Annotated in this window: 4 protein-coding genes; all 4 read right to left on the minus strand. The window is 66.9% G+C overall.

The window, feature by feature from the left end:
• A partial coding sequence (locus GPA_RS00975) for a glutamate synthase-related protein (RefSeq protein ID WP_041239895.1) occupies window positions 1–1,001 on the minus strand: 1,001 nt, incomplete at its 3' end.
• 3 nt (window positions 1,002–1,004) lie between these two features.
• Window positions 1,005–2,108 (minus strand): class II glutamine amidotransferase, encoded by a 1,104-nt coding sequence (locus tag GPA_RS00980; protein WP_015538689.1) that lies wholly within the window; start codon window positions 2,106–2,108, stop codon window positions 1,005–1,007.
• 306 nt (window positions 2,109–2,414) lie between these two features.
• Window positions 2,415–3,947: a 2-isopropylmalate synthase gene (locus GPA_RS00985; RefSeq protein WP_015538690.1), complete on the minus strand. Its 1,533-nt coding sequence runs from the start codon at window positions 3,945–3,947 to the stop codon at window positions 2,415–2,417.
• A 652-nt stretch (window positions 3,948–4,599) separates the two neighbouring features.
• Window positions 4,600–4,992 (minus strand): ACT domain-containing protein (locus GPA_RS00990; protein ID WP_041238720.1); only part of this gene is annotated, 393 nt, incomplete at its 5' end.

Raw genomic sequence — 4,992 nt, forward strand, 5'->3', positions numbered from 1 at the left:
ACCACGACGACGTCCGCTCCGGCGCGCGCCGCGCCGCTGGCGATGGCCGCGACGTTGTGCACGGCGGCGATCTTCACGGCCACGGGCTTGGCGTAGCGCGTGGCCTCCTTGAGGGAGAACACGAGCTGGCGCAGGTCCTCGATGGAGTAGATGTCGTGGTGAGGCGCGGGCGAGATGGCGTCGGTGCCGCGCGGGATCATGCGGGTCCGCGACACCTCCTCGCCGATCTTCTCGCCAGGCAGGTGCCCGCCGATGCCGGGCTTGGCGCCCTGGCCTATCTTGATCTCGATCATGGCGCCGGCGTTCAGGTAATGCGCGTCCACGCCGAAGCGGCCGCTGGCCACCTGCACCACGGCGTGCCCCCCGTAGCGCTCGAGGTCCTTGTGCAGGCCGCCCTCGCCGGTGTTGAAGCACGTGCCCAGCTCCTCGGCCGCCATGGCGAGCGCCTTCTGAGCGTTGAGCGAGATGGAGCCGAAGCTCATGGCCGAGAACATGAGGGGCACGTCCAGCTTTATCTGCGGCGGCATCTTCGTCGTCACCGTGCGGGCCCGCTCGTCCACCTCGAGAACATCGGGCCGGCTGCCCAGCAGCACGCGCGTCTCCATGGGCTCGCGCAAGGGGTCGATGGAGGGGTTCGTCACCTGGCTCGCGTTCAGCAGCAAGCGGTCCCAGTAGATCGGGTAGGGCTGCGGGTTGCCCATCGAGGACAGCAGCACCGCGCCGGTCTGCGCCTGCTTGGCGACGTCCTGCATGGCGGCGAGCGTCCAGTTGTTCGAGCCGTTGCCAACCTGCGGCCACTGCGCGATGGCCAGCGCGCCGACAGGGCACATGATCACGCAGCGCTGGCAGTTCACGCACGCGCGGTGGTCGGCGGTGACGCGGCCGAGCTCCTCGTCGACCTTGTGCACCTCGTTGGCGCACGAGCGCTCGCACGCGCCGCACTGGACGCACAGTTCGGCGTCGCGCAGCACCTTGTAGCGGGGTAGCAGGTAATCGAGCATGCCTCAGGCCTCCTTCTCAAGCCGGACGACGAAGGGCTCGCCGCCCTCGAGGGAGCGGACGTTCTCCACGTCGGGGCACACCACCTCGATGGCCGCCTGCTCCGAGGCCAGGTACACCATGCTGCCCTTCTCGCCGGCCATGAGGGCGCGCAGCTTCAGGCGGTCGTTGAGCGCGAGCAGCCCCTCGTCCGATCCGAGGATCACCGACATGGGGCCGTTCACCAGCGCGCTCGCGTACACGCAGCGCAGCGCCGTCTCGAACGCGGCCTCGTCCGGGTCCATCTTGTCGATCTCGTCCCACGCGCTCGCGCACATGATGTGCGCGGCCATCCGCTGCGAGAGGCCGTGGCGGCGCGCCAGCAGGTCGAACAGGTAGGTGATGACCTCGGTGTCGGTCTTGAGCGCGCACTCGTAGCCGAACTGCTCGACGTAGCGGCGGTTCGCGTCGTAGCTGGATATCTCGCCGTTGTGCACGATGGACCAGTTCAGCAGCGTGAACGGATGCGCGCCGCCCCACCATCCGGGCGTGTTCGTAGGAAAGCGCCCGTGCGCCGTCCACAGCCACGCCCGGTAGTCCTCGATGCGGTAGAACGCGCCGATGTCCTCGGGATAGCCGACGCCCTTGAACGCGCCCATGTTCTTGCCGGACGACGCCACGAACGCGCCGGGGATGTCCGCGTTGATGCGGAAGACGTGCTGCATGGTGTACTCGGCCTCGTCGAGGCCGCTCATGGCGAGCCTCACCGGATGCGGCGCGAGGAAGTAACGCCAGATGTCCGGCGGATCCTGGATGCCCCGCGTCGGCTCGACGGGGATGCGCTCCTGCTTCTCGCTTGCGAAATGCTCGTCAAGGTACGCCTCCGTGCGGTCGCGCGCGTCCTTGCCCTCGTACATGATGTGAAATGCGTACAGCTCGGCAAACTCGGGGTAGATGCCGTAGGCCGCGAACCCGCCGCCCAGGCCGTTGCTGCGGTCGTGCATGAGCGCGATGGACTTAAGGATGTCGCTTCCGTCATGGCGCGCGCCGCTCCTATCCATGATGCCGGCGATGGCGCATCCGGAGGGAATGCGCACGTCGCCCTCGCGCAGTGCCGCCTTTTGCCTCATCGAAGGGCCCTCGTCTCTCGTATGATCGTCCTATCGGTTTTCACGCGAGACGAGGGCTGCATCCCCGGAGAAAGGCGCGGGCAATGGAGGTCCGCCGAAAGCGCCGCGCCTTTCCCCGGGAGTGCCGGCCCTTCGTCTCTGCGCTGCCTCTAGGGTACGCGCCCAATGTTTCCGCCGTGTAGAGCCCCTGTTTCGATCGGGTTTCGACATAAGAAAGGACGGCATCGCTGCCGTCCTTCCCTGCATGCGCCGCTTTTCCGACGCGCCGGCCGGTTCGCCCGGCCCTTCCGACGACCTCCCGGCCGCCTACGCGCGCCCTGCCTGCTTGTCGCTCAACAGGCGGTTGAGCGCGTTCAGGTACGCCTTCGTGGACGAGACGATGATGTCGCCGTCGGCGCCGCGGCCGGTGTAGATGCCGCCGTCCTCCGCCGTCACGCGCACCGTGACCTCGCCGAGCGCGTCGATGCCGCGGGTGACGGACTGCACCGAGAACTCAGCGAGGTCGTTGTCCACCTCGATGATCTTGTTCACGGCCTTGTACACCGCGTCGATCGGGCCCGTGCCGTACTCGCACACCGTGCGCTCGACGCCCTCGACGTCCTTGAGCGTGAGGGTGGCCGTGGGCGTGAGCGGGAAGCCCGTGGACACCTGCACCGCCTCCAGCGTGTAGAGGGCGTTCTCGTTGCGGTCGCGCTCATTGATCAGGCTCTCGAGGTCCTCGTCGTAGACTTCCTTCTTCTTGTCGGCCAGGTTGAGGAAGGCCTCGTACACCTGGTCGAGCGCCTCGCCCTCAAGCTCGTAGCCGAGCTCCTCCAGGCGGTGCTTGAGCGCCGCGTGGCCGCTGCGCGCCGTGAGCACGATCTGGCTTGCGCCCGCGCCCACGTCGGCCGGGTCGATGATCTCGTAGGTGTCGCGCTTCTTCAGCACGCCGTCCTGGTGGATGCCGGAGGAGTGCGCGAAGGCGTTCGCGCCCACGATGGCCTTGTTGGCCTGCACGTTCATGCCCGTGATGGACGAAACGAGGCGGCTCGCCTTGCAGAACTCGCGCGTGTTGATGTCGGTGTGCGCGTCCAGCTCGTCCTCGTGCATGCGGATGGCCATGACCACTTCCTCCATGGCCGTGTTGCCCGCGCGCTCGCCCAGGCCGTTGATGGTGCACTCCACCTGGCGCGCACCGTTCTTCACGCCGGCCATGGCAAGCGCCGTGGCCATGCCGAGGTCGTTGTGGCAGTGCACGGCGATCTTCACGTTCGCGATGCCGCGCACGCCCTCCACCAGGTACTTGATGCGGCGGCCGAACTCCTCGGGCAGCGAGTAGCCCGTGGTGTCGGGGATGTTCACCACGGTGGCGCCCGCATCCACGGCGGCCTGGATCACGCGCACGAGGAAGTCGTAGTCGCTTCTGCCGGCGTCCTCGGCGTAGAACTGCACGTCCTCGACGTACTTCTTGGCGTACTTCACGCACTTCACGGCGCGCTCGACGCACTCGTCCTCGGTGATGCGCAGCTTGTCGCGCAGGTGGCTCGGGCTCACGCCGAGGCCCGTGTGGATGCGGGGGCGCTTGGCGTACTTGAGCGCGTCGGCCGCCGCGTCGATGTCCTTCTCCACCGCGCGCGTGAGGCCGCAGACGACCGCCTGGTCGCCCGCCAGCTCGGCGATGCGGCGCACGCTCTCGAAGTCGCCGGGGCTCGAGATAGGGAAGCCCGCCTCGATGACGTCCACGTTCAGGCGAAGGAGCTGACGCGCGACCACCAGTTTCTCCTCGGTGTTCATGGAAGCGCCCGGCGATTGCTCGCCGTCGCGCAGCGTGGTGTCGAAGATGTCGATCTTGCGCGTCATGTGCGTGCGTCCTTTCCGTCTCATGCGCGCCGCAGCTCCCGGTTGGCGGATGCGGCTTGCGAATTAAAAATGATTTGACAATCATAGCAAAACCGTCGGCAAGGGACGCCCGGATTCGCCGCCAACGAAAAACATGCGCATCCTGGCGCTGGTTGGCCGGCCCTGGGAGCTCCCGTTGCGCGATTGCCGACGGGTCCAGGTTCGGGCAATGCCTTGCTGGCAGGCATACGGCCCCGCAAGATGGGGTAAGAGATCGAGCTACGGTAATGGATTCGGAAATTTTTCCCGATATATTACCGAACCTCGGGATTTCGCGTCCGAAACCTCCCGTCTGACGCCCGATTTCCGGCTTTTCGCGCTGATTTGGGCGATTATCTCACCTTGGAAGGGGATTTCGGAACCCCCATCGTTCGCTACGGTAATATATCGAAAATTTTCTTCGATTCCATTACCGTATCCGAAGAAACAGGGCGATGCGGGCGGGCGTCGTCGCGCGATCGCCGGAATGCACGGCGCCGAGCTGCCGGAATGCGCAGCGACGATCATCGGCCCTGCGCCCTCTGCACGCGAGACGGCCCGGCAAGCACTGTCGCTTGCCGGGCCGTCTCCATGAGCGCCGGGCCGCACTCGCCCCTACCGTGGCGAGGGATCGCTACAGCTTCACGTACCAGAGGTTCTTCAGCTCGGGGATCTCGGCGCGCAGGCGGGACAGCACGGCGTCCTCCACCTCGCCCTCCACGTTCATGTAGACGAGCGCGCAGCGGTCGGCCGGCTTCGCGCCGATCTGCATGGTGGTGATGTTGATGCCCGCCTCGCCCAGGATGGTGCCGATGGTGCCCATGCGGCCCGGGGCGTCCACATACTCGAAGATGAGCGACTGGCGTCCCGGCGCGATGTCTATCTTGTAGCCCAGAAGCGACACGAGGCGCGCGGTCTGCGCGGCGTCGCCGCGGGTGCAGGCCACCTCGGTGCCGTCGGCCATGACGGCCACCGTGGAGGCGTAGCCGTCGGCGTCCGGGCGCGCCTGCGTCTCCACCTTGATGCC

Origin of the sequence: Gordonibacter pamelaeae 7-10-1-b (genome assembly GCF_000210055.1) — a bacterium.
GTDB lineage: Bacteria > Actinomycetota > Coriobacteriia > Coriobacteriales > Eggerthellaceae > Gordonibacter > Gordonibacter pamelaeae.